Source organism: Acinetobacter johnsonii ANC 3681, assembly GCF_000368805.1.
Taxonomy (GTDB): Bacteria; Pseudomonadota; Gammaproteobacteria; order Pseudomonadales; family Moraxellaceae; genus Acinetobacter; species Acinetobacter johnsonii.
On record NZ_KB849707.1, the window covers coordinates 18,740 to 41,951 of the forward strand.

The 23,212-nt window shown below is 43.2% G+C and carries 24 protein-coding genes; 4 read left to right on the forward strand and 20 right to left on the reverse strand.

From position 1 onward, the window contains the following. Positions 1-6 precede the first annotated feature (6 nt). The 12 genes from ssuC to ubiG all read right to left on the reverse strand — a co-directional run bounded on the left by ssuC (position 7) and on the right by ubiG (position 10,160). Positions 7-822 (reverse strand): aliphatic sulfonate ABC transporter permease SsuC, encoded by an 816-nt coding sequence (gene ssuC, locus F946_RS14300; RefSeq protein ID WP_004983806.1) that lies wholly within the window; start codon positions 820-822, stop codon positions 7-9. Next, positions 822-1,997 carry an FMNH2-dependent alkanesulfonate monooxygenase gene (ssuD, locus tag F946_RS14305; RefSeq protein ID WP_004983808.1) on the reverse strand — a complete coding sequence of 392 codons (1,176 nt, stop codon included), beginning with the start codon at positions 1,995-1,997 and terminating at the stop codon, positions 822-824. The genes ssuC and ssuD overlap by 1 nt, the downstream gene beginning before the upstream one ends. Before the next feature lie 26 nt (positions 1,998-2,023). Continuing rightward, on the reverse strand, positions 2,024-3,019 hold the full coding sequence (locus F946_RS14310) for an aliphatic sulfonate ABC transporter substrate-binding protein (RefSeq protein WP_004983810.1): 996 nt from the start codon (positions 3,017-3,019) through the stop codon (positions 2,024-2,026). Positions 3,020-3,029: 10 nt separating this feature from the next. Continuing rightward, entirely contained in the window at positions 3,030-3,995 is a 966-nt protein-coding gene (locus F946_RS14315; RefSeq protein ID WP_004983813.1) for a sulfonate ABC transporter substrate-binding protein, read from the reverse strand. 331 nt (positions 3,996-4,326) lie between these two features. After that, positions 4,327-5,679, reverse strand: a complete 1,353-nt coding sequence (gene argA / locus F946_RS14320; protein WP_004983815.1) for an amino-acid N-acetyltransferase — start codon at positions 5,677-5,679, stop codon at positions 4,327-4,329. Between the two features lie 124 nt (positions 5,680-5,803). After that, positions 5,804-6,160: an RcnB family protein gene (locus F946_RS14325; RefSeq protein WP_004983817.1), complete on the reverse strand. Its 357-nt coding sequence runs from the start codon at positions 6,158-6,160 to the stop codon at positions 5,804-5,806. A 300-nt stretch (positions 6,161-6,460) separates the two neighbouring features. Next, positions 6,461-6,844, reverse strand: coding sequence for an RcnB family protein (locus F946_RS14330; RefSeq protein WP_004983820.1), 384 nt, complete (start codon positions 6,842-6,844; stop codon positions 6,461-6,463). Positions 6,845-7,090: 246 nt separating this feature from the next. After that, positions 7,091-7,246, reverse strand: coding sequence for a hypothetical protein (locus F946_RS17290; RefSeq protein WP_004983823.1), 156 nt, complete (start codon positions 7,244-7,246; stop codon positions 7,091-7,093). Between the two features lie 150 nt (positions 7,247-7,396). Further along, on the reverse strand, positions 7,397-7,816 hold the full coding sequence (locus F946_RS14335) for a hypothetical protein (protein WP_035327193.1): 420 nt from the start codon (positions 7,814-7,816) through the stop codon (positions 7,397-7,399). Between the two features lie 152 nt (positions 7,817-7,968). Further along, a complete protein-coding gene (locus tag F946_RS14340; protein WP_004983827.1) occupies positions 7,969-8,715 on the reverse strand; it encodes a YciK family oxidoreductase in 747 nt (248 codons plus the stop codon). Between the two features lie 36 nt (positions 8,716-8,751). Continuing rightward, positions 8,752-9,447 carry an HAD family hydrolase gene (locus tag F946_RS14345; RefSeq protein WP_004983829.1) on the reverse strand — a complete coding sequence of 232 codons (696 nt, stop codon included), beginning with the start codon at positions 9,445-9,447 and terminating at the stop codon, positions 8,752-8,754. After that, positions 9,444-10,160: a bifunctional 2-polyprenyl-6-hydroxyphenol methylase/3-demethylubiquinol 3-O-methyltransferase UbiG gene (gene ubiG, locus F946_RS14350; protein ID WP_004983831.1), complete on the reverse strand. Its 717-nt coding sequence runs from the start codon at positions 10,158-10,160 to the stop codon at positions 9,444-9,446. Before ubiG ends, F946_RS14345 begins: the two co-directional genes overlap by 4 nt. A gap of 180 nt (positions 10,161-10,340) precedes the next feature. Here ubiG and F946_RS14355 point away from each other — a divergent pair, with 180 nt between their 5' ends. Continuing rightward, positions 10,341-10,958, forward strand: a complete 618-nt coding sequence (locus F946_RS14355) for a thiol:disulfide interchange protein DsbA/DsbL (protein ID WP_004983833.1) — start codon at positions 10,341-10,343, stop codon at positions 10,956-10,958. Between the two features lie 73 nt (positions 10,959-11,031). On the opposite strand, the gene F946_RS14360 is transcribed toward F946_RS14355, so the two are convergent. Then, positions 11,032-12,666 (reverse strand): PglL family O-oligosaccharyltransferase, encoded by a 1,635-nt coding sequence (locus F946_RS14360; protein ID WP_004983835.1) that lies wholly within the window; start codon positions 12,664-12,666, stop codon positions 11,032-11,034. Positions 12,667-12,775: 109 nt separating this feature from the next. Beyond that, positions 12,776-13,453 carry a TetR family transcriptional regulator gene (locus tag F946_RS14365; RefSeq protein ID WP_004983836.1) on the reverse strand — a complete coding sequence of 226 codons (678 nt, stop codon included), beginning with the start codon at positions 13,451-13,453 and terminating at the stop codon, positions 12,776-12,778. A gap of 161 nt (positions 13,454-13,614) precedes the next feature. On the opposite strand from F946_RS14365, the gene rph reads away from it, so the two are divergent. Beyond that, complete coding sequence (gene rph / locus F946_RS14370) at positions 13,615-14,331, forward strand: ribonuclease PH (RefSeq protein WP_004684198.1); 717 nt, start codon at positions 13,615-13,617, stop codon at positions 14,329-14,331. Between the two features lie 73 nt (positions 14,332-14,404). Here rph and nadC read toward each other — a convergent pair whose 3' ends face one another. Beyond that, a complete protein-coding gene (nadC, locus tag F946_RS14375) occupies positions 14,405-15,250 on the reverse strand; it encodes a carboxylating nicotinate-nucleotide diphosphorylase (RefSeq protein ID WP_004983842.1) in 846 nt (281 codons plus the stop codon). Between the two features lie 184 nt (positions 15,251-15,434). Between nadC and ampD the strand changes: the two genes are divergently transcribed. Beyond that, complete coding sequence (gene ampD / locus F946_RS14380; RefSeq protein ID WP_035327175.1) at positions 15,435-16,007, forward strand: 1,6-anhydro-N-acetylmuramyl-L-alanine amidase AmpD; 573 nt, start codon at positions 15,435-15,437, stop codon at positions 16,005-16,007. Positions 16,008-16,084: 77 nt separating this feature from the next. After that, positions 16,085-17,641, forward strand: a complete 1,557-nt coding sequence (gene murJ, locus F946_RS14385; RefSeq protein WP_171065427.1) for a murein biosynthesis integral membrane protein MurJ — start codon at positions 16,085-16,087, stop codon at positions 17,639-17,641. Positions 17,642-17,790: 149 nt separating this feature from the next. Here murJ and F946_RS14390 read toward each other — a convergent pair whose 3' ends face one another. The 5 genes from F946_RS14390 to F946_RS14410 all read right to left on the reverse strand — a co-directional run bounded on the left by F946_RS14390 (position 17,791) and on the right by F946_RS14410 (position 23,192). Beyond that, the gene (locus tag F946_RS14390; protein ID WP_004983850.1) at positions 17,791-18,483 is read right to left on the reverse strand and encodes a BamJ family beta-barrel-assembly machinery protein; all 693 of its coding nucleotides are present in this window, start codon (positions 18,481-18,483) and stop codon (positions 17,791-17,793) included. A 54-nt stretch (positions 18,484-18,537) separates the two neighbouring features. Then, positions 18,538-19,242 (reverse strand): BamJ family beta-barrel-assembly machinery protein, encoded by a 705-nt coding sequence (locus tag F946_RS14395; protein WP_004983852.1) that lies wholly within the window; start codon positions 19,240-19,242, stop codon positions 18,538-18,540. Positions 19,243-19,455: 213 nt separating this feature from the next. Further along, positions 19,456-21,648 (reverse strand): polysaccharide biosynthesis tyrosine autokinase, encoded by a 2,193-nt coding sequence (locus F946_RS14400; protein WP_004983854.1) that lies wholly within the window; start codon positions 21,646-21,648, stop codon positions 19,456-19,458. Positions 21,649-21,663: 15 nt separating this feature from the next. Then, complete coding sequence (locus tag F946_RS14405; protein WP_004983857.1) at positions 21,664-22,092, reverse strand: low molecular weight protein-tyrosine-phosphatase; 429 nt, start codon at positions 22,090-22,092, stop codon at positions 21,664-21,666. Beyond that, positions 22,092-23,192 carry a polysaccharide biosynthesis/export family protein gene (locus tag F946_RS14410; protein ID WP_035327196.1) on the reverse strand — a complete coding sequence of 367 codons (1,101 nt, stop codon included), beginning with the start codon at positions 23,190-23,192 and terminating at the stop codon, positions 22,092-22,094. The genes F946_RS14405 and F946_RS14410 overlap by 1 nt, the downstream gene beginning before the upstream one ends. Positions 23,193-23,212: the final 20 nt, after the last annotated feature.

The following is a 23,212-nucleotide window of genomic DNA, read 5'->3' on the forward strand; positions in this document are numbered from 1 at the left end:
AACTCCTTATTTTTGGTATCCTGCATGCCAGCGCAGCAGGTATTTTTCTAATGTGACGGCCAATACATCAGCCAATTTTCCAAGTAGGGCATATAGTAAAATCCCCACCAAGACGATGTCGGTCTGTAAAAATTCACGTGCATTCATGGTCATATAACCGATGCCGGCTTGGGCTGAAATGGTTTCGGCAACGATCAGCAGAACCCAAACCAAACCCAGTGAAAAGCGTAGTCCGACTAAAATAGAGGGCATCGCACCCGGTAAAATAATTTCTTTGTATAATTGCCAACGGGTCAAACCATAGCTTTTCCCCATTTCAATCAGTTGTGGATCTACCGAACGTATGCCGTGATAGGTGTTGATGTAAATGGGAAAAAAGACCCCGACCGCAACCAAGAACAGCTTGGCGGTTTCATCAATCCCGAACCATAAGATCACCAACGGAATAAGTGCCAGTGCAGGAATGTTTCGGATCATTTGTAGGGTGGTGTCGAGTAGGGTTGACGCCGTTTTCGATGAACCATTTAACAAACCCAGAAAGAGCCCTAACCCCCCACCCACCAATAGGCCGAGTAAGGCACGGCCTGCACTAACTTGCACATGCTTCCATAGTTCACCACTCAGTAGCAGGTGCCAAAAAGCAGTAACCACTGCCGTTGGTGCAGGTAAAATCCGACTTTCTAAAATTCCTGTGCTGGAGGCAATTTGCCAAAGCACAATCAAGCCGATAGGAAAGAGCCAAGGCAGCAATAGCTGCCCTAACTGAGTTCCACGTGAAACCTTTTCCTGTTGGAGGGTTTGCACTGAAACAATTTTGGACATTAGGCAGGCTCCTGAACCACTTTAGTTTTTTTGTTTTCATCGGGTATGTAGTTGTTTGCCACAATCTCACCAAAGGGGCCTGTTAAATTTGGTTGTGCTAACTTTGTTTGAGTTTCAAGCGGCAGGAGTGGGAACACCAACTCGGCAAAACGAATCGACTCTTCAAGATGTGGATAGCCTGAGAAAATAAAGGTGCTGATGCCCAAGTCGGCATATTCTTGAATACGGGCTGCAACCGTTTCAGGGTCGCCGACCAATGCCGTACCTGCACCCCCACGAACCAGACCTACGCCAGCCCAAAGGTTTGGGGACACTTCAAGTTTGCTGCGGTCACCATTGTGTAGTTCAGCCATGCGACGTTGACCGACCGAGTCCATGCTCTTAAATTTGGCTTGTGCCGCAGCAATGGTGGCATCATCGACATACTGGATGAGCTCTTCCGCCGCTTGCCATGCTTGTTCATTGGTTTCACGCACAATCACATGCAGACGAATACCATAGTTGAGCGTACGACCTTTGGCTTCAGCTTTGGCACGGACAGTGTCAATTTTGTCTTTAACTGCAACAGGGGGTTCGCCCCATGTTAGATACGTGTCAACCTGATCAGTGGCTAACTCGATGGCATCATCCGATGAGCCGCCAAACCAAAGTGGAGGGTAGGGTTGTTGCACAGGCGGATACAGCAGTTTGGCATCATCTACGTTTAGACGTTTGCCGTGAAAGGTAAAGCTTTCACCTGTATGGGAGCGGGTTAAAATCTCACGCCAAATTTTGACGTATTCATTGGCAGTTTTATAGCGAGTCGAGTGGTCTTCATAAACGCCATCGCCTTGCAGTTCTTTTTCATCGCCACCTGTCACCAAGTTCAATAAAACCCGACCATTGGAGAGACGGTCAAAGGTGGCTGCCATCCGTGCAGCCAGTGCCGGAGTGGTCACGCCTGGACGTAATGCAACCAAGAATTTTAATTTTTTTGTGGCATCAATCAGACTGGCTGCGGTCAACCATGGATCTTCACATGAACGACCCGTTGGAATCAGTACACCTTCATAACCCAAATTATCCACGGCAACCGCAATCTGTTTCATATAGGCATGGTCCACTTGACGAGCACCTTTGCTGGTACCTAAGTAGCGACTGTCACCGTGAGTTGGGATAAACCAGAAAATTTTCATTTTAAAAAATCCTTAGATAGAGTCGTTTAAGGTTTGCTCGGTGCAACCCAAACGGTACTTTGAACTTGAATGTGTTTCGGAATGAGCTGCACCTTTTGGAACAAGTCCGCAATTTGTTGTTGTGCTTGTACCACTTCAGACGTCAGAGTTTGAATTGGTGAAGGTTTCAGACGTTTGTCGATGACGCGTTGGGCAATAGAGGGCTGTAAACCCGTACTTTGGGTATAGACCAAAAGTGCTTGTGCTTGGTTTTTTAGCACCCATTGATCGGCCTGATTCAGCCCATGAATGAATTGAGTGGTGGCTTCAGGGTAGGTCTGAATGAACTTGGGGTTGCCAATATAAAAAGAATAGGTTTGTGGAAAAGCTGTGCCATCAATCAAGACTTTGGCCTGTGCATCTTGCTCTGCTGCACTGAGGTAGGGTTCCCAAATGGCCCATGCATCGATGGATTGTTTATCAAACGCGGCGCGTGCATCCGCAGGGGGCAGCCAAATCGGTTGAATATCCTGCCAACTGAGCCCTGCTTTTTGTAAAACTTTTGCCAGTAACTCATGTGCGCTTGAACCGCGTTGAACCGCAATCCGTTTGCCTTTTAAGGCCTGTATTGAATCAATGGAACTATTTTTAGCAATCAACAGCGCTTGAGCATTGGCCGGAACTTGTTCATAACCGACATAACTGAGTTCTTTGTCAGCAGCTTGAGCAAAGATCGGTGGGGTATTGCCCACAGAGCCAAAATCAACTGCACCGACGGCCAAGGCTTCTAGCATTTGTGGCCCAGCGGGGAATTCTTTCCATTCAATTTTGGCTTGAGGAAATTGTTGCTCAAATAATTTTTGCTCACGTGCGACCAACAGGTTCAAAGACGACTTTTGATAGCCAATCGACAGGGTTTTAACTGGATCTGCTGCCTGCTTTTCAGAAGTATTTGTTGCTGCCGTGTCTTGCTTTTGGCATGCCCCGAGTCCCAGACTCAAGGTGACGATGCCAATACTGGAAACTATTTTAAGTGTTTTCATAATGATCTCGTTATTTTTGTTTAATAATGGCAGCGTCAATATTCAGCTGGTTCGGAATGAGTTTTTGTTGATAGAAAGCATCCGCAACGTACTGCTGTTTTTTTGCGACTTCGGCTGAAATAGGTTGAACGCCAAAGCCCATACGACCAATCGAGGTTTGTAAAATGTCTAAAGACAAGCCTGTCGGTTTTTCTAACAATTTGGCTGCTTGTTGTTGATTTTGTTCGACCCACTGTGTGGTGGTGTTGAGTTCATTGACGACTGTTTTTAAAACTTCTGGATAGGTTTCGGCAAACTTACGATCGGCCAAATAGAACTGATGATTACTCACCAAGTTTTCTCCGGTAGCAATCACACGTGCTGAGATTTGGTGTTCAGCGGCAGCAAAGAAGGGATCCCAAATGACCCAAGCGTCAACTGCACCACGTTCAAATGCGGCACGTGCATCCGATGGCGGAAGATACACCGCTTCAATATCAGAAAGTTTCAGGTTATTCGCTTCTAACACTTTGAGTAGCAGGTAATGCACATTTGAACCTTTGTTGAGTGCAATCCGTTTGCCTTTTAAATCTTGAATGCTCTGAATCTTTGAGTCTTTTTGTACGATCAGTGCTTCTGCTTTAGGTGCAGCAGGTTGGTTGGCAATGTAAACCAAGTTCGAATTTGCAGCTTGTGCGAAAATTGGAGGCGCTTCCCCCGCTTCCCCAAAGACTACACTGCCGACATTTAAACCTTCGAGGAGCTGTGGACCTGCAGGAAACTCGACCCATTTGACTTGGACATTTTGTGCTTTAAGCGCCGTTTCTAAAGTGCCACGCTCTTTGACGATGGGCAAAATGCCATATTTTTGAAAGCCAATATTGAGTGTGACGGTCTCAGCTTCTTTTTTCCCACATCCAGATAACATCATGGCACTCACGACTGCTGCAGAAAGAACGCTTGTTTTGATCCAGAACTGTGCTCGAGAAGTGCTCATGTGTTTCATAACTCCAAATAAATAAGGTGAGTGAGTTGGTGAACACATACGCTAATGGGCATTTCTTTTCAGAAAAAATAAGAAATCGGGCTTTAGACATGAAAAAAAAAGATAAAAACAAAAGTGCAAAACTTATGTAAAAAACAGCAATATAAAAAACATAAAATATAAAACTTATCGAGTTTAACTGATTGATATTTATTATTTAAAAGGTATTTTTATTTTTGGAATAAGCTTAGTCTTTCACGCAATATAGAGTTGAGCGATTTTTGCAGTGTTTTCTCGATAAAGATATGAGAAATAAAGATATCCATAATCCTGCAAAAGCCACTTAAAGTGGCTTTTTAAAGACGAGCGAGTTGCGCTGATAGTTGTATAAGGCTTGGCGTGCATTGGGAAGTTCATCGACATTGGCCGTTTCAAACCCATGTTCTAAGAACCAATGTGCAGTACGTGTGGTCAGTACAAACAACTGTTGAATGCCCATACTGCGGGCTTTACCTTCGAGATAATGCAAAATTTGGCTGCCACGATTAGATTTTCGATAGCTCGGATCGACTGCGACACAGGCAATTTCAGCACTGCGGATTTCACCCTCTGCCGCTGGCAGTGGGTAGAGTGCCGCACAGGCCAAGATCATGCCATCACGGTCAATCACCGCAAATTGGCCAATTTCGTTTTCGAGACGTTCACGTGAGCGATAAACCAAAATGCCTTCTTCTTCAAGTGGGCGTAATAGGTTAATCAGCCCGCCGACATCTTGAATGTTGGCCATACGGACTTCTTCATAATGGGCATCGGTAATCATAGTGCCCGAACCATCACGCGTGAAGAGCTCCTCAACCAAGGCACCATCATAAGCATAGGAAATCAGATGGACACGATGGACGCCATGCGTCGAGGCCTTTTTGGCACCGCGTAAATGTACCGCAATGTCTGGATTCGAATCTTGGTATTTCTCAATTTGTGCATCGAGCTTGTGTGGCGAAATTTCGCGTTGCAACTGACCATGTTCATTGAGGAGACCATGTTGTTTGCCCAAGAAAATCAATTTGTCCGCTTTAAGATGAATCGCCGTGCGGGTCGCCACTTCTTCAGCCAGCAGATTGAATACTTCGCCTGTGGTGGAATAGCCAGTTGGCCCGAGCAGCACAATATTGTGATTATCCAAATGACGTTGAATGGCGTCGGTATCGACCGTACGGACTTCGCCGGTTAACTGAAAATCGACCCCATCGCGAATGCCATAGGGCTTAGCTGTAACAAAATTCCCTGAAACCACATCAATGCGTGCGCCATACATCGGTGAGTTGGCCAGTCCCATCGACAGTAAGGCTTCAATTTGCAAACGAATCGAGCCCACTGCATTCATCACACAGCCCAAAGATTCTCGGGTGGTGACACGACGATACTGATGAAACGGCGTTTGTAGTTGGCTTTGTTTTAAGTTGTGGTTGATTTGCGGACGTGCCCCATGCACCAAGATCAGGCGAATCCCGAGTGAATGCAGCAGGGCAATGTCGTGAATAATATGTTGAAAGTTATCATGCTGAACGGCTTCACCATCGAACATAATCACAAAGGTTTTATTACGGTGAGCATTGATATAAGGCGCAGAATGTCGAAACCAATGCACATACTGCAAAGTTGTACTGTGATGTGTTTCGATCGAATTCGTTTGCATGCCTGTCTCAAAATGAACTGCTTAGCATGATTTTAATCAAAAAATGCAGAAGAGGAAGTCTTAAATAGAAAAACACCTGAAGCAACGTTCAGGTGTTTCATTGGTTTTGCGCCACCAGCCAGAATTAACCGATAATACGCAGGATACGGTTATTACGTTCATTGACTAAAACATAGTCACCATTGACCTTATACCATTGTTGGTAGCGTCCAGTGTTGGGTAGGCGACGTGCTTCGCGGTCACTGACATGATAACGCGATGAGTCATAGCTGCGTGGCAAAGTTTGACCTGAGCGCCAATCACGGCTTGGGTTAACACGTTTGTTTTGGTAGCGGTTGTCATTGTCCCAACGACGGTCATCGCGATGATCCCAACGAGAGTCATGATCATGCGAGCGGTCATAGTACTGCGGTGCTGCCATTGCAGATGTGGCCATGAGCGCGCCTAAAGAGAGTGTGATTGCAGTCAGAATTTTTTTCATTGCTTTCATCCAGTATTTGTCTTGTTTCGATCATTCAAAATTAGCGAATAACTCTAGAGAAAGCGTGAGGGCTATTTAGGTGAATTGTGAAATGTATGAAGAGACTGAGGAGATTGTTGTTTTTCTACAATGCTTGCGAATAGAAGCTTTGGCACATAAAAAAACCTGAAACAACACCTTCCATACTGTGCCTGACTGTAGTCTCTTGAAAAGAATATGCAGTCGCGCTAAAGCGGGTGAAAGGATGTTGATTCAGGTCTCAATAATAATGTCGCAGAGTTGTACAAAATAAAGCGCAGATTAAAGCCCCATAATCCGCAGAATATTGTTGCTGTCTGCGTCGACTAAGATGTAGTCATTGTTGATTTTGTACCACTGCTGATTTCGGTTCGGCTTTGGAAGGTTATGGTCTTTATATTCGACTTTATAGCCGTTACCACGGTAATGCTGTGGCATGACATAACCTTGTTGCCATTTATGCTGTTGTAAACGTTTGACACCGCGCTCTTCGCGCATCCGTCGACGATCTTGCTGATCGTCATCATCTGAATCACGAAAGTCACGTCCGCGTGGCTCATTGCCATAGCGTGGATGATCGTGGTCAAACTGAGGGGCAGCGGTACTGAGACTGCTTGCCATCAAAGCACTGAAAGAGATTGCCAATACTGTCAAAATCTTTTTCATGTTGAATCCTCATTAAGGTAATTTCATTCTTTCCTATACTGTACGAAAAAAATGCAGAGAAACTGTGAAGATGAATTGGGTATTTATTAACAAATGCAGAGATATTAAGAAGATTATGCCCAATTCTAAGCCTGAATTAAATCATCAATTGCGCCAAAGTCCAAAGCAAACAGTTTGTTTCTTCTGATTTTTGACTTGTTTTGAGGGCTCAGATCTCCCTTTGTCAAAGAACGCATAGTGCATTATTTAATTCCACTGCTGCGTCAGATGTTGTAATGAACGGATTGAATGAACCACTGCTTCAGCTTGGCTGGCATCGTCCAAAGCACCAATCAGGCTTTCGTGGAGTTGTAAATAATGGATATCACGAATGGTGTCATGTTTACGTTGTAAATCAGCCATGCTGCATCCTTATTTTCAATTCTTGATCAATCAGAATGATAAATAGGAAATATTGATCTTAAAAACCGAATATTTATATTAAAATAATTTAAAAATACGATTTAAAATATCGAGCTAGCCAAGCTGAGTTTTCAACTTGGCTGATTCGGCTTAATAGGCGTAGTTGAGGTCGGTATAATCACTCAATGACTTCTGCACATGCGCTTGAATAAATTCACGTACATCTGCGGTGGTCATCGGTTCACCATTTTTGCTGATGGCATGCTCAATGTCGGGTTGACCCTCAATTTTGATGCGATAAACAAAGCTTTTCTTTGCTTTGTATTGTTCATCATCTTTTGCAATGACCGTGACGTAGTGATAGCTATGTTCAAAGTTCAAGTCGGTATGGGCAAAAACAAACTGGTCGAAAAGTTTCAGGGTGGCACCATTTTCCAGCGCTTGAAGTTCCTTCACAATACTGGCTTCAAACTTCATCCCATATTTTTCTGAAATGGGTTGTTGGTCAATCAACAGGCTAACCATACCATCTTCAGTGGGTTGTACAGTGATGTTGCTCAAGTCCGTCATAGCATATGCTTCAAAAATGGAGTTGGGCATCAGTATCCGCAAAAATTGAAAAAAGACAACCTTTTCTGAACTTGAGATCATGTTTCAGATGACTAAGCTTCAGTTTAACGCGTAAAAAAAGGAAGCCGAAGCTTCCTCTTGAGTAACACATTTTAGTCTTGTGCATCAATACTTTGACCATTCATATGTAAACTATCATCGCCCATCAAGTACAGATAGGCAGGCATGATATGTTCAGGCGTTGGCAATGTTTTTGGATCTTCATCGGGATAGGCTTTTGCACGCATTGCAGTGCGGGTCGCCCCGGGATTGATACAGTTAAAGCGGATATTCGGTGAGGTATTTTCTTTAGCAAACAGTTGGCTGACCGCTTCAATCGCGATCTTAGACACCGAATATGCGCCCCAACGTTCACGCGTTTCACGCCCGACACCTGAGCTGGCAAAAACCACGGAGGCATGCTCAGATTTTTTCAGGAGTGGCATTAACTCTTGAGTCATAACGAATGGCGCACGCAAGTTGACGGCCATGACATCATCCCAGACATCGACAGGATAATTTTCCAGTTCTGTGCGCTCACCCAAGATGCCCGCATTATGCAAAATGCCATCTAGGCGCCCAAATTGGCGCTCTAAGGTGTCGACCAGTAATTCATAATCACGAGGAGAGGCGCTCGACAGCTGCAAGGGTAAAATTGCAGGTTGCGGCGCACCTAAGCCTTCAATTTCATCATAAATGACTTCGAGCTTATTTAAGGTACGTCCATGCAGCACTACAGTTGCGCCGTGTAGGGCATAACTTAATGCGGCAGCACGACCAATACCATCGCCCGCACCTGTAATTAAGATGATGCGATCTTTGAGCAGATCGGGGCGAGGTTGATATTCTGAATATTTCATCATTACCTCCTCGTTATTTTGATTTTTTAATTGTGATCAAGTTAGTGAATTGGACGGTGTAGTTTGACTCACGAGAGACTGAATAACATCGTCCAATTCAGCCACAGTCTTCACTATACAATCTGCTTGCCATGCTGTTAAGTCATCTTTGTGCGCGAATGGTAAATAACCATAAGCCGCCAAAATGGTATACATCTGTGCGTTACGACCCGCATCGATATCACGGGGATGATCGCCGACATAGATACAGTCTTCAGGCGCAATCGCGATGTGCTTGGCAGCCAAATACATCGGTTCAGGATCAGGCTTGGTTTGTGAGACATCCTCTGGGCAGACCAAAACTGCACAGCGCGCTGTCAAATCCAGCGCGTCTAATAATGCTTCACTGAGCCAACGCGGTTTATTGGTGACGATGCCCCATGGAATCTCTTGGCTTTCAAGTTTTTCAATAAGCGGATACATGCCCGAAAACAGGTCAGTATCTACTGCAATATCGGCACCGTAGGTATCTAAAAAACGCTGACGATGTGCCAAAAAAATCGGGTCTTCGACTTCCAGTTCTGGATAAACCAATTTCACCATCGCCCGTGCACCTTCAGAGACTTGGCTACGGATCAGGTCTGCATCGACCACAGCGATGCCTTTTTCACGGCACATGTCTTGAATAATGCGAATAAAGTCGGCGGCAGTGTCGATCAGGGTGCCGTCAAGGTCAAATAAGACGGCTTTCATGCAGCACCTTCTTTGACGGTATACACCATATAATTGACATCGACATTCGGCGCTAACCAATAGCGTTTGGTCAATGGATTGTAATGTAAACCCGTCATGTCTTTCAGTTTGAGCCCTGCGCCGCGAATATCATGTGCCAGTTCTGAGGGCTTAATGAATTTTTGATAATCGTGGGTGCCTTTGGCTAACATGCGCAGGACATATTCAGCGCCAATAATGGCAAACAGGTAGGCTTTGGGATTACGGTTAATGGTGGAGAAGAATACATGACCGCCTGGTTTCACCAGTTTATGGCAGGCTGCAATGATTGAGGCTGGATTGGGTACGTGTTCCAACATTTCCATGCAGGTCACAATATCGTATTGTCCTGCTTGTTCTTCTGCGAGCTGTTCAACTGGAATTTGGCGATATTCGATATGCTCAACACCTTCTTGTTCTGCATGTAAACGTGCCACATTCAGGGGGGCTTCGCCCATATCAATGCCGAGCACATCTGCACCACGACGTGCCATACTTTCAGCTAAAATTCCGCCACCACAGCCGACATCAAGAACTTTTTTCCCATTGAGTCCACCTGCATGTTCATCAATCCAGTTTAAGCGTAGTGGGTTGATCATATGTAAAGGGCGGAACTCCGAGTGCTGATCCCACCATATGGCAGCAAATGCTTCAAATTTGGCAATTTCTTGTGGATCAACATTCAGTTGCGACATCGTCGGCACCTCAATTTAAGTCATGATATTTAAAACGTTCAATAGGGCTTAGTGTAGCGTTTATTCTAGAAAAAGCGATAAAAGCCTGAAAAAAGTTCACAGAATGAAAACGAATTTGGCATATTTGATTTATAGTATTTGCATAAACTTATCATAATGATTTTGAGGACAATAAGTTCAATGAAAAAACTCCTTTTGAGTGGCTTAGCAACCGCTGTTTTCGCAATTTCGGGCAGTGCAATGGCTGCAAATTTTGTGGCAGGTCAGGACTATATCGTCGTACCAACACCTGTACAGGTGGAAGTGCCAGGAAAAATTGAAGTCCGCGAATTCTTTTGGTATGGCTGTGGTCACTGTTTTAAACTTGAACCCCATATGCAGACTTGGTTGAAAAAACTACCGAAAGATGTGCGTTTTGTGCGTACGCCAGCAGCCATGAATCCAGTGTGGGAACAAGCGGCGCGAGCTTATTATGTGTCTGAGGCCTTGGGTGTACGTAAAAAGACCCACCTGACGTTATTCCATGCCATTCATGATCAAAATCAACCGATTCTAGAGCAAGCTGCTTTAGCCAAGTTCTATACTCAGTTTGGTATTCCAGAAGCGAAATTTAACAGTACTTATAAATCATTTGCCATTACTTCAAAAATTGCCCAAGCACAAGACTTAGCCAAGCGCTATCAACTCAGTGGTGTTCCTGCGGTGACAGTGAATGGTAAATATATTGTGCAAGGTGAAGATGCTAAAGTGACTCAAGTCGTGGACTACTTGATTGAAAAAGAACGGGCTGCAAAATAAACTGAATCTGTTTTAAATCCTTATTAAGTTAAAAAAGCCTGCTGATGCAGGCTTTTTTATTGGTTAACAACGTTTATTGCGCAGCTGATGCTGGCTGCAATAAATCCTCATAACGCAGCTCAATTTTTCTTAAGGTTTTTAAGCGCCAAAGTTGATGACGGGCTTCGGCTTCATAGCCGTTAAAGGCCAAGAGTTTGGCAAATTTGGTCAAATCATAGGGAATCGGGTAGTTCAGCACCATTTCCTCATAGTCACGAATTTGCTCAGGGCTGACTTTGCTGTATGGATTTAACTGAATCCATTCAATGCGGCGGTTAAACTCCGACAGCAATAAAATGTGATCTTGATTGGTGAACTTTTCAGGGGTGTGTTCATAACGAGAAGCTTGATTTAGCTTCGGTACCATCAACTCATAGTCACGAATAATCAGTGCGAGCAAGACCACACAGGCAGTAAATGTGATCGGCATGATAAAGCTTGGTAAAGTCCACGTTTTTACTTTTTGCTGAGATTGAATAATGCCTAGAATCAATCCGAGTGGTAGCAAGAAATAAGCGTAGAACAACGGAAATTCGAGCATTCCGTGAATCAGTAAAGCGCCGACCATCAGGAGGCCAATCACAGATTCGAGTGATGTCGCATGCTTTTGCAGTTGATAGCCCCAATAGCTGAGATAGGCAAAAAATGGAATCGTAATCACTAACCCATTCCACACAATAAAGTCGAGAATGAAGTTGTGCGCACTTTTCACCCAAACGGGGCCTTGGAATTGATCACTGATTAATGTGTAAGCTACACTGGTTTGATGCCAACCATAGCCAAACCAAGGTCGCTCAACAATGGCATGGAGCATTTGTTGCCAAATGGCAAGACGTGACATATCACCTGTTGCACGAGCGATAACCTCTTTCGTTTGAGTGACATCGACATTGGATAGTTGAATCAAAAGTTGGTTCAACTGGGGAAGTAGGATAATAAAAGAAATAAACAATACAAACCATGCTAGGGCACTATACCACTTCAGTTGAATGGCACCTTTGTGCTGCTGATAGAGCAAATACAGCAGCACACAGATACTGGCGACCCATGATGTGCGTGACTGACTCAGGGCTACCGCAAATAGTATCAATGCAGCACTTACGCACAGCAGAATTGAGTTAAATTTTTTCTTTTCAAATAGGTAGAGTGTGCCGAGTAAGGCCAGAATTAAGAAGCTCGCCATATTGTTCGGCTGCGCAAAGTTGGCATAAGGCCTTATTCCTTTGAAAGCGGTCATGCCAGGAATGTACTGTTCAATATTGAGCCATTGGCAGACGGCAATAATTGCTGTGACGATGCCTACCGCCCAGAAGACTGTACACAGTCCACTAAATAATTGCTCACGTTCTAAGGGTTTTTGGCTCAGGTTAAAACCTAAAACCATACTCAGCCAAAATGCAAAGATATATAAGCCACACATCAGTGCTTTGCTGAAAAAGAACAGCTCGCCAAAACCGTACTGAATGAAGGGCACGAGGCTCAACAGCAATAGCGGCAGGCTCACTTTCGGGAGCAAGAGTTTTTCTTTTAAAAATAAGGCAGAGAGTGCAAATAAAGATAAAAATGCAAACAATTCACCTGTATAGGTGACCCAAGGCCGATAATGAATGGGCAACAGCCATGCCAAGGCAATACAGACACTCGCCGCTAAAAAAAGAAAAAAACGCATAGGAGCTACAGATGAAAAAACTGGCTCTATGATAGTGAAAAAGCATCCAAGTTTGAGCAAAGCGCATTAAAAATTTTGTAATACAGCAAAAATTACGTCTGTGAGCGGCTTAATGCAAGGTCGGGTTGGCGTGTTTGGTTTGGGCAAATGGCCGTTGCCAATTGGAGATTCCACGGAACATGAGTTGAATCTGCAGGATGGTTTGCAGTTTAAATGCAGCCTGCTGCTGTTGGAGTTTCTCGAGAGCTACATCTCGACTCAAACCAATCCAGCGCATGGCCCAGTTAAAGGAGGCATCCATTAAAATATTGGCCAAAACTTTGAGGTCTTCGCTGTCATGAATATGTTGCATGCTTTCAATACGGGTTAATTCATGGGCGAAGTCATCGATTAAAAAGGCAATTTCTCGCTCAACGGCTGCACGGATCAAGGCTGAACCACCCCAACGTTCTCCAATCAAGAAAATCCACTGTTCAGGATGTTGCTCTACAGCATGAAAAAATAAGTCTAGACTGTGCTCAATCGTGGCATGTGGACCATAAACATAGCTTTGTCCTAATTGCGTCAACATACTTTTGATGTGGAGCGCCGCTTGGTCGACCAGTTCAAGTCCTAACTCATCCAAATCATTAAAGTGGCGATAAAACGCGGTCGGTACTAAACCCACTTGGCGAGTGACTTCACGGAGACTAATGCGAGCAAAGGAACGTCCAGAGGTGCTGAGTTGTAATGCAGCATTCAGCAAAGCTTGGCGGCTTTGTTGTTTACGTTCTTCTCGAATCGACATAGATGATTGCCTCAGCCTCTTTTAAGCTTCAGTTTAACAAAGAATATGGACGGGTAGGGAAGTAGGCGATCAATTACAAATGCAATGCAGTCAGACAAATGCTTTGGGTCTGCTTCTGCTATACTATGCGCCAACCTATTTAGTCAGATGAAGGGCGTATTATGCGTATCGACCAACGAACATTAGATCAATTACGTGATGTTACCATTACTCGTAACTACACACGTTATGCGGAAGGTTCGGTATTGGTTGAGTTTGGTCATACCAAAGTTCTTTGTACTGCAAGTATTGATAACTCTGTACCACGCTTTTTAAAAGGCAAGGGTCAGGGCTGGGTAACCGCTGAATATGGCATGTTGCCACGTTCGACGCATACCCGTAGTGACCGTGAGGCGGCGCGTGGTAAGCAAAGTGGTCGTACTCAAGAAATTCAACGTTTGATTGGCCGTAGTCTACGTGCCATGGTGGATTTAAAAAAACTCGGTGAAAACACCATTACCATTGACTGTGATGTGATTCAGGCAGATGGCGGTACACGTACTGCTGCGATCACCGGTGCTGCCGTGGCCCTCATTGATGCGATGAACACGTTGCTTGAGAAAAAGAAAATTAAGCAAGATCCATTAAAAGGCTTAGTGGCTGCAATTTCAGTCGGAATTTTCCAAGACGAAGTGCTTTTAGACTTGTGTTATGAAGAAGACTCAAACTGCCAAACGGATTTAAACGTGGTCATGACCCAAGCCGGCGAGTTTATTGAAATTCAAGGCACGGCAGAAGATAAACCATTTACCCGTGTACAGTGCAATGCCATGTTAGAAATGGCAGAAAAGGGCATTCAAGAATTGGTGAAAAAACAACAGCAAGCACTGGGCTGGTAAGTTTTAACCCAATAAAAAACGCACTTGAGAGTGCGTTTTTTATTGGGTGTCGTTTGAATGCAAACTATTGGAATTAAGCATTAAAACGCATAGAAAGGTCGACTGCTTTGACATCTTTGGTCAACACACCCATCGAAATATAATCCACGCCTGTGGTTGCGACTTCACGTAAATTGGCAATGGTGATATTCCCTGATGCTTCCAATTTACAACGTCCTGCAACATGCTTGACCGCATCAATCATTTGTTGCTGGCTAAAGTTGTCTAACATCACGATATCAGCTTGGGCTTCCAATGCTTGCTCTAATTCCGCCCAGGTTTCAACTTCGACTTCGACAGGTTTGCCCGGGGCAATTTGATGCGCTTTGGCAATGGCTTGGGCGATGCCGCCTGCCGCCATGATGTGATTTTCTTTAATTAAAAAAGCATCGAATAAGCCTAAACGATGGTTTTGACCGCCACCCACCGAGACAGCATATTTTTGGGCAATACGTAGACCCGGCAGGGTTTTACGGGTATCGAGTAACTTGGTGTTTAAGCCATCGAGCTGTTTGACATATTCCGCCGTTTTGCTGGCCACAGCAGATAGCGTTTGCACAAAGTTGAGTGCAGGGCGTTCAACCGTAAGTAAGCTGCGTGCTGAACCCGCCAGTTTAAAAATGGTTTCATTGGCACGAACCAGATCGCCATCGTTTTTGAGCCACGTGATTTGTACACTTGGATCAAAAGCTGCAATTAATGCATTGACCCAAGGTTGACCTGCAAGAATCATATCTTCACGGCTAATAATGGTCGCAGTCGCTTGTTCATCTTCAGGTGTTAAAAGCGCCGTAATGTCACCCTCACCGATGTCTTCTTGTAATGCCTGTTGAATATTCAGTTGAATAGATTGTTCAAGCAGTTGCTGCGATATGCTCATCCGATTGTCCGTATCTTTATAGAAGCCATGAAAATTGCGCAATATATTAGCATTTTTCCTGAAAAAGGCGTGAAAATTTCAGAATCAAACGCTGACCAATTTGAGAAATAACGAGGAAAGATTTAGCATGAGAGACATTAAAAAAGATTGCCCAAAGGGCGCAATGGATTTGAGGAATAAAAATATGCAGGTCATTCCGTCGTTTCAAGTACAAGCAGGACAACTGCTGGGAGCGAGACAAATTCCATCGCCTAATTTTAATGCACGTCCTGTGGATACTGAGATTCAACTGATTGTCATCCATAATATCAGTTTGCCCCCCTCGCAGTTTGGTGGCGGCTATATTGAACAATTTTTTCAAAATCAATTGGATTGGTCAGTACATCCATATTTTCAAACCATTCAAGGCATGCAAGTCTCAGCGCATTTACTGATTTTAAGAAGTGGAGAAATCTTACAATTTGTCAATTTTAACGACCGTGCATGGCATGCGGGACGCTCAAGCTATCTGGCTAAAAAGGAGTGCAATGATTATTCGATTGGCATTGAGCTGGAGGGCAGTGATGACTTGCCTTTTGAAGATGCCCAATACGAAACATTGGTACGTGTGACGGCCTGCTTACAACAGACCTATCCTCAAATTCAACAGCATTTGGCAGGACATTCCGATATTGCGCCAGGACGTAAGACCGATCCAGGTACATTTTTTGATTGGTTAGACTATCGAAATCGTTTGCAGCAGTTAAAAAGTCAATGAATTGAGAGTCGACAACAACATTAAACAATCAAATATTCGCTGAAGTTTCATTACAATAGCGGCAAATGAAAAACTAGGTGGATACGATGGCGCTGTGGCGGTCAACCGTAATTGTAAGTGCAATGACCATGCTTTCTCGGGTCTTGGGTTTGGTACGAGACATTGTCTTACTGAATGTCTTTGGTGCGGGGAAAGATTTCGATACCTTTGTGGTGGCCTTTCGTATACCGAACTTCTTCCGTCGGCTATTTGCTGAGGGAGCATTCTCACAGGCGTTTATTCCAGTACTGACCGAATATAAAACTGGGCGTACCCATGCGGAAGTTCAAATTCTGATTAGCCGAGTCTTTGGTTGTTTGATGACCGTTATGACGGCTTTAACCTTCCTCGCTATGGTCGCCGCTCCAGCGGTGCTTTACATCTATGCACCGGGTTTCCATGCCGATCCAGAGAAGTTCGACCTCGCGGTTTCAATGTTTCGCCTCACCATTCCTTATTTATTGTTTATGTCGTTGACGGCATTTGCCAGCAGTATTTTAAATAGTTATGGTTCCTTTGCTTCGCCCGCCTTTTCACCAGTATTGCTGAATGTTGCGATGATTGCGGGGGCATGGTGGCTGACGCCGTATATGGCAGAACCGATTATGGCACTCGGTTGGGCAGTGATTGCTGCGGGTGTATTGCAATTAGCGATCCAAATTCCTGAACTTTGGCATAAAAAGTTACTGATTCCGCCGAAAGTCGATTTTAAACATGAAGGGGTGGATCGCATCATGAAATTGATGCTGCCTGCGCTATTTGGTGTTTCTGTCACGCAAATCAATTTACTCCTGAACACCATTTGGGCTTCGTTTATGCAAGACGGTTCAGTGTCATGGTTGTACAGTGCAGAACGCATGACTGAGTTGCCTTTGGGCTTGATTGGGGTGGCGATTGGTACGGTGATTTTACCCGCATTGTCGACCCGTCATGCAGAGCAAAATATGTCAAAGTTCCGTGGCATGATGGATTGGGCTGCGAAGGTCATTGTTTTGGTTGGCGTGCCGGCCAGCATTGCACTGTTTATGTTATCGACCCCTATTATTCAGGCCCTATTCCAACGCGGACAATTTACCCTTGAAGATACACAAATGACGGCTTTAGCACTGCAATGTATGAGTGCTGGGGTGATTTCATTTATGTTGATTAAAGTCTTTGCACCCGGATTTTATGCGCAGCAAGACACCAAAACACCAGTTCGTGTCGGTTTAATGGCCGTTGCCGCAAATGCGATTTTAAACGTGGTGTTTATTGGTTTCTTTAAACTGATTGATTGGCAGGCAGAGCATATGGCTTTGGCTTTAGCTTCTTCGGGCTCTGCTCTGGTGAATGCAGGAATGCTGTATTTCTATCTACACAAGCGCGATATTTTCCGTTTTGGTGCACACTGGAAAAAACTGTTTATTCAGTTTGGTATTTCTAACGCCGTGATGATTGTGGCTTTGTGGTATGCATTGACTTGGTATAATGGTGACGTGTCACAGTGGATTCGCGTTGCCGAAGTGATCGGGCTATGCATGGTCGGCGTTGTGGCTTATGCGGTTGGTTTGTTCTTTACCGGGTTTAGACCACGTCATCTCAAACATGAAGCATAAAACAAAGCAGTACTTTATTTATACTGCAAGCGAAGCGCGTAGCTTAAAAACGCATGGCTTGATTGAAGAACAATTGAAATTAATAAAAAGCCTGATCACGAAGATCAGGCTTTTTATTTTGTATATAGCATTGCATTTGCATTGCTGCCTTATTTTGGCAACACTTCAATCAGTTCCACATCAAAAATCAAGGTGCTATTTGGTTCAATCACATCACCTGAACCAATTTGGCCATAGCCCAGTTTAGCGGGAATAAAGAAACGATATTTAGCACCTTCTTTCATTAGCTGTAAGCCTTCAGTCCAACCTTGAATTACTTGGCTGACTTGAAACTCCGCAGGCTGTTGACGTGCAATCGAGCTGTCAAAAACGGTTTGATCAATCAAACGCCCTTCATAATGAACTTTGACTTTGCTGTTGGCCTTAGGTGACTTGCCTTGGCCTTGTTGTAAAACCATATATTGCAAGCCTGAAGTCGTGGTTTTCACCTCGGGTTTTTTCGCATTTTCAGCTAAAAAGGCCGCACCAATTTTGGCATTTTTATCAGCCAGTTGTTTAACTTCTAATAACTGTTTTGCCTCGGCTTGGCGTTTATATTGGGTAAGTACTCGCGCCATGTCTTCATCACTTAATGAAGCAGCTTGACCTTTAGATGCTTCACGTAACCCTTGCACAAAAGCATCGAGATCTAAATCTTGAATAGACTCGGCATTGCTCCGACCCATGAGGTAGCCAAAGCTATAACCGACTTGTTGGTTGATACTACTTTTATTGTTAATCGGTGCAGCAAAAACAGGTGCAGAGAGCAACAAGCCGCAGAGTAATGTTGTTTGAATTTTCATCTTGTATTCTCAATAAAAAGAGGAGAGCAAAAGCTCTCCTTTGATTGACTTGTCTTATTTTACTTTGATCAGTTCAACATCAAAAATAAGCGTGCTGTTGGCTGGGATCATGCCAGGTACACCTTGTGGGCCGTAACCTAAGTTCGAAGGGATGTAAAGTGTCGCTTTCCCACCTTCTTTCATGAGTTGTAGGCCTTCAGTCCAACCTGGAATGACTTGATTTAATGGGAACTCAATCGGTTCGCCACGCTCAAGCGAACTATCGAAGACTTTACCGTCGACCAGTTGGCCTTTGTAATGCACGGTCACGACAGAGCTAGCAGAGGGTTGCTTGCCTGTGCCTTCTTGCGTAATTTTATACTGTAAGCCTGACGCTGTGGTTTTCACCCCAGGTTTTTTCTCATTTTCAGTTAAGAAGCTGTCACTGGTTGTCTGTGCTTGCTTCGCATCATTGGCCTGTTTTTGCTGCATTTCTTGTTGGAACTGCTCATAGGCTTGTTTTAATTCTTCTTCGCTATAGGCAGGTTGGCTACGAGCATGACCTGCACGGACACCAGTTACAAAACTGTTAATATCGAGTTCTGGTGGAGTTTGATGAGCAACCTCATAACCCAGTGCATAGCTAATTTTTTCTACGGCAGATGCATTTTTTGAAACTTGGGCTTCAGCTGAAGCTGGGTGTTGAGATGCATAATAAACGGGAACAAGTGCAGCACCGCCTAGAATAACAGCTACAGCAATGGGTAAGGCTTTACTCATGTGAAATTTTTCCTAATTCTATTACATTCAAAAAGTTTTTTAGCATCTTAGCAGACTTCATGAATGACGTGTTTTGTACCACCAGTACATTTTCAAATTAATATATGCCGAAGTCCTTAAAAAAACTATAAGGATTTGAATATATAAACGTTTGTCATACAAAATAAAAAGCCAGAAATCAAGTTCTGGCTTTTCATCAGTTAGAGGATATATTTAGTCTGATTCTTTATTGGCTTTATAGGCATAAGCATAGTTATAGCCATAGCCATAGCCATAGCCTGCACTTGAACGTTGAATATCGTTTAGAATGAATCCATTGACTTTCACACCAGCTTGTTCAAAACGATTCAGGGTTAATTCCAACTCTTTCATCTGAGTTTTCGCATAACGGGCAATCACTAAGTTAACCCCTGTGTATTGAGAAATAATGATGCCATCCGTCACGGCTAAGACTGGTGGAGTATCGATAATCACATGATCAAATTTCTCTGACATTTGCTCTAATAGATTTTTGAACTGGTTAGAGCTTAGTAATTCAGAAGGATTGGCAGGACTTTTCCCGCGAGAAATTACACTTAAACCTGGCACTTCTGTAGGACGAATAACCGTGTCTAAACTTTGTTGACCGTTGAGTAACTCTGTTAAGCCAGGTTGTGTGTCGAGATTAAAATACTTGTGTAAATAACCCCGACGTAAGTCTGCGTCTATGAGTAATACACGTTTATCGCTTTGCGCCAAAATTGTGGCTAAGTTGGTTGAGATAAAGGATTTACCAACTTCTGGCGCAGGGCCTGAAATTGTGATTAGATTATTTCGGGCAGAGCTTAGCGCGAAATGAATGGCTGTACGCATACTTCTTAAGCTCTCAATAGCGATATCATCACTATTTTTAACAGCCAGAATAGGAATATTCTTTTTCTTCTTTAAAATATTAATACGGCTTTCTTGTACAGGTGAACGAGGAACCGTTGCATACACGGGCAGATCCAACTCATTTTCGATTTGAGAGGAGTCTTTGATCCCTGAACGCATCATATTACGTAATAATGCCAAGAGTGTACCGAGGAAACCACCTAAGAAAATAGAGAGAATTAAAATCTGTAATTTCTTCGGTGCAATTGGTTCAATTGGTTCAACAGCTGTATCGACAATACGAACATTACCAATCTCACCTGCTTTAGCAATACGTAGCTGTTGATAAGAGTTAAGTAGGGCAGTATATAACTGCTGTTTGACTTCAACTTCACGGTAAAGCTGTAAATAACGACGTTGTAAATCTGGCAGTTCTTTTAATGTCGCATTTAACTCCCCAATTTTTTTATTAATAGCTCCTAGTTGCGCATTCATTTGCTGCATGACTGGATGTTCAACAGTATATTTGGCACCAGCTTCAGCCACTTGTTGTTCAAGTTGTGCTTTTTGTGTCTCTAAGGTTACGCTTTGGGTTAAAAATAACTCAGATTCTTTCGTGACATCTACAGTGTTGTATTGTTGGCGAAATTTATTGAACTCACGCTCTGCTACATCAAGTTGTTGTTTCAGCTCTGGTAATTGTTCATCTAAGAATTTAAGTGTTTGCGCTGTTTCAGCTGAACGACGTTCAATGTTTTGTTGGCTATAAGAAACCAGAATAGCATTGAGTACTTGGGTAATATGAGTTTTGTCTGTACCTTGATAATTGAGCCCAAGAATACCTGTTAACTTTCCTTTTTCTGCGACTGAATAATTTGCCAAGATATTATTGACTGCAGCAGGTAGAGATTGTTTTTGAATGAGATAAACATCATTCAGCTGGTCTTGTGTATAAATAGAAATATTCCACAAGCCATCGGCAGTTCGAAGAGTATTCGCTTGGTTTGTTTTAGCAGTTAAAATGACTTGTTTGGTTTCTTCATCTGTCAGACTAAATTGCTTATCATTAAAGCGAAGTTCAATTTTCTTATCACGGAAACTTGCTGGTATATTAAACTGGCGAATATCGAATACTTTTTCATCATCTTTAAACAACACCGATTTCGGCTGGTATTCTGTTTGATAATGGTGTGGCGATAATAGACGATCAGTAAATGAATTTTCCGTGCCCGAAATTTTAAGATCTAAATTCAAATGTTGAATGACATTGCCCAATACCAAACGCGATTTTAAAATTTCGATTTCTGCTTGAGCAGGTTGCTTCTGCTCAATCATGCTCGATAGGTCACCTAATAAAGCTGCAGAAGCCCCTTTATTTTCTTCTACTTGTACCAAGGCGTTGACCGAATAGGTATCTGGAGTTGCTCTTAAGTATAGTAGGGCACAAATTAGACTCAAAAGGATACACAGCGCAATTAACTTCCATTGTGCGATCAATGAGAAAAATAGTTCTTTTAAATCAATAGTATTTTCTGTATTTGTAGTTTGGCTCATAATCGTACATCAAAGTTAAATATGTTTAGTCCAATCTGCTACACAGGCTTGTATAAGCAGGGAAGTTTCATCAAAAAAAGCTTGATCATGTTGATAGGGGTCAGGAATATTTTTTCCTTGCCAATGACCTAAGCGAAATATTTTTCCTTTTGCAAATGGCCATGTTTGCTCAATATGCTTCTGTTGATTTTGGCTCATGACTAAAATCAGATCTGCTTGCTTAATCAGTTCAGCATTAAGTTTCCTTGCAATATGAGAACTCATGTCAATCCCTATACGTTGCATGCAAAGCTTTGCTTTGTCATCAGCCGCATATCCAATCATGCCAGAAATGCCTGCAGAATGAATGGTGAGTTGAGGGTAATTTTGTTTGAGTAGGTACTCTGCCATAGGGCTACGACAGATATTACCTATACAAACGACCAAAATATTTTTGAACTGCATTATTGCCCCACACGATCAATATTATAAATCACGTTTGAGAATGGAATGACTTGATTGATGACACGTTGCCAGCGCGTTAAACCTGAGGCATCGATATACACAATATCATTGCTTTGCATTTGAAATTTATTTGCCAATCCAAAATCACCAATACTGGTTAAATCTAGGTGATAGACATCAGTGACCCCTACATCACGATGACTACGAACCACATAAATTTTGCTTCGACTACCTGAAAGTGGATTCAAACCGAGGCTTTCCCCAATGACATCACTTAAGCTAATACCCTGATCTCGCATCGGGATCGGTTTGTTTTGTCCCGATTCACCCATTACATAAATTTTCTGATTTTCTTTTGAGTTTACATAAAGAGTATCGTTAGGCTGAATCAATAAATTGTGTAGTGAATAACCCGCCTTTTCAAGCGAAATGCTATTGAGATTATAAGTTCTACCTTGGCGGACAAGTGTAATAGAGGTGTTATCTCCTAACTGAGGATTGATACCGCCAGCTAAACCTAATGCAGTATAAACACTTGTGGGTTGGTCAGTTAAAGTAAACTGTCCACCTTTCATGACACTGCCTTGTACAGAGTAGCGTTGTCCTTGATACGATAGAACACGAGCAATGACGTCAGGAGTTTTTAAATACCGTGAAAGTTGGCTACGTAATTCTTGGTTCACTTGTGTTAAAGACTTTCCTGCGGCTTTGTAGCGACCAATAATAGGAAACTGGATATAACCATTTTGATCAATTTGATAGCCATTGGACTTGATCGCTTCTTCATTACTGATGGTATTTGTAGGTGGAGTAATTTCTGGATATGCCCAGAGATAAATCGAGAGAATATCTCCAGCACTGAGCTTGTAATTTTTTTGAGGAATGTTGAACAAATGAGCAGAATATTCTTGATTGTATTGTGCAAGTTGGACAGCTGGTAATGATGTTTGGGTGAGCTTTACAACATTGACGTGTGTGCCTAAACCTGTTTGGTAAATCCCTTCCTCTGGTAAATCATAAGTTTGTAGCCCAGATGTAAGAGCACATCCAGTAGATGTCATAATAACGGACAGTAAAATTATAGATTTAAAATGTCGCACAAAAATTCCCATTTTAGATT

Bases quoted from the DNA above. Each gene is read 5' to 3' on its own strand.
- ssuC (WP_004983806.1), bottom strand. From the start codon at position 822: ATGTCCAAAATTGTTTCAGTGCAAACCCTCCAACAGGAAAAGGTTTCA.
- F946_RS14340 (WP_004983827.1), bottom strand. From the start codon at position 8,715: ATGAAATATTCAGAATATCAACCTCGCCCCGATCTGCTCAAAGATCGC.
- F946_RS14365 (WP_004983836.1), bottom strand. From the start codon at position 13,453: ATGTCGATTCGAGAAGAACGTAAACAACAAAGCCGCCAAGCTTTGCTG.
- F946_RS14345 (WP_004983829.1), bottom strand. From the start codon at position 9,447: ATGAAAGCCGTCTTATTTGACCTTGACGGCACCCTGATCGACACTGCC.
- rph (WP_004684198.1), top strand. From the start codon at position 13,615: ATGCGTATCGACCAACGAACATTAGATCAATTACGTGATGTTACCATT.
- F946_RS14325 (WP_004983817.1), bottom strand. From the start codon at position 6,160: ATGAAAAAAATTCTGACTGCAATCACACTCTCTTTAGGCGCGCTCATG.
- F946_RS14390 (WP_004983850.1), bottom strand. From the start codon at position 18,483: ATGAAAATTCAAACAACATTACTCTGCGGCTTGTTGCTCTCTGCACCT.
- F946_RS14405 (WP_004983857.1), bottom strand. From the start codon at position 22,092: ATGCAGTTCAAAAATATTTTGGTCGTTTGTATAGGTAATATCTGTCGT.
- ampD (WP_035327175.1), top strand. From the start codon at position 15,435: ATGCAGGTCATTCCGTCGTTTCAAGTACAAGCAGGACAACTGCTGGGA.
- F946_RS14395 (WP_004983852.1), bottom strand. From the start codon at position 19,242: ATGAGTAAAGCCTTACCCATTGCTGTAGCTGTTATTCTAGGCGGTGCT.
- ubiG (WP_004983831.1), bottom strand. From the start codon at position 10,160: ATGTCGCAACTGAATGTTGATCCACAAGAAATTGCCAAATTTGAAGCA.
- F946_RS14400 (WP_004983854.1), bottom strand. From the start codon at position 21,648: ATGAGCCAAACTACAAATACAGAAAATACTATTGATTTAAAAGAACTA.
- argA (WP_004983815.1), bottom strand. From the start codon at position 5,679: ATGCAAACGAATTCGATCGAAACACATCACAGTACAACTTTGCAGTAT.
- nadC (WP_004983842.1), bottom strand. From the start codon at position 15,250: ATGAGCATATCGCAGCAACTGCTTGAACAATCTATTCAACTGAATATT.
- F946_RS14335 (WP_035327193.1), bottom strand. From the start codon at position 7,816: ATGACGGACTTGAGCAACATCACTGTACAACCCACTGAAGATGGTATG.
- F946_RS14360 (WP_004983835.1), bottom strand. From the start codon at position 12,666: ATGCGTTTTTTTCTTTTTTTAGCGGCGAGTGTCTGTATTGCCTTGGCA.
- F946_RS14330 (WP_004983820.1), bottom strand. From the start codon at position 6,844: ATGAAAAAGATTTTGACAGTATTGGCAATCTCTTTCAGTGCTTTGATG.
- F946_RS17290 (WP_004983823.1), bottom strand. From the start codon at position 7,246: ATGGCTGATTTACAACGTAAACATGACACCATTCGTGATATCCATTAT.
- ssuD (WP_004983808.1), bottom strand. From the start codon at position 1,997: ATGAAAATTTTCTGGTTTATCCCAACTCACGGTGACAGTCGCTACTTA.
- F946_RS14315 (WP_004983813.1), bottom strand. From the start codon at position 3,995: ATGAGCACTTCTCGAGCACAGTTCTGGATCAAAACAAGCGTTCTTTCT.
- F946_RS14310 (WP_004983810.1), bottom strand. From the start codon at position 3,019: ATGAAAACACTTAAAATAGTTTCCAGTATTGGCATCGTCACCTTGAGT.
- F946_RS14355 (WP_004983833.1), top strand. From the start codon at position 10,341: ATGAAAAAACTCCTTTTGAGTGGCTTAGCAACCGCTGTTTTCGCAATT.